Raw genomic sequence first — 648 nt, 5'->3', positions numbered from 1 at the left:
AAAAACTTATCTCTCCCTATTTTTGCTATCTGATGTATCTTATCTGATAACATATAATAGAGCTTCTTTCCTCCTATCTTGGGCAGTTCTCGCCGTATTTCCTGTACCATCTCAATAATTATACTCTCTCTGAGCGCTACCTCCTTAAACGATTTAACTGCTTTATAATGAGCTTGTCTGCTAATACCAAAACACTTGCAAAGAGTGCTTATCTTTTCTGTTTGGGAAAGTACTTCAATAACTCTTGTTCTAACTTTTTTTTTATTTCATCGCCCATTCCTGTTTCCTGACCAAGAATTTGAAAATAAGTCTTATAAACTTTATTCTCTAAAGTAGTTTCAGCAAAAGCCTCTTTAAGGGCTTTTAACTCCTTTTTAAGAGCTTGAAGCTCCCCGATTTCATCAATTGTTTCCACGCGTACTATTTTATTTAATAAGTGATTTTTACCATACTTTTTGAGCCATTTTTGAATTGTTGTACTTCCTCCAATGCCGTACTTGCGTCGGCAGTTTTCAATACTCAATCCGTTTCTCTCAATCTCTTCTACGATACTCAACTTAAAGCAATCACTGTACCGAACTGTTTCTTTCCTCCCTTTTGTCATATCTTTTTATGGTTTTTAGTGTAAACCTATTTCAGGATATGACA

The 648-nt window shown here is 34.9% G+C and carries 1 protein-coding gene; it reads right to left on the bottom strand.

Annotated elements, in window-relative coordinates; all coding sequences use genetic code 11:
• Positions 1-208: 208 nt before the first annotated feature.
• Complete coding sequence (locus tag HMPREF9078_RS03130) at positions 209-556, bottom strand: transposase (protein ID WP_232207514.1); 348 nt, start codon at positions 554-556, stop codon at positions 209-211.
• Positions 557-648: the final 92 nt, after the last annotated feature.

The sequence above is a fragment of the Capnocytophaga sp. oral taxon 380 str. F0488 genome (assembly GCF_000318255.2).
GTDB classification, from domain to species: domain Bacteria; phylum Bacteroidota; class Bacteroidia; order Flavobacteriales; family Flavobacteriaceae; genus Capnocytophaga; species Capnocytophaga ochracea.
This window is presented reverse-complemented; position numbering and strand designations above follow the sequence as displayed.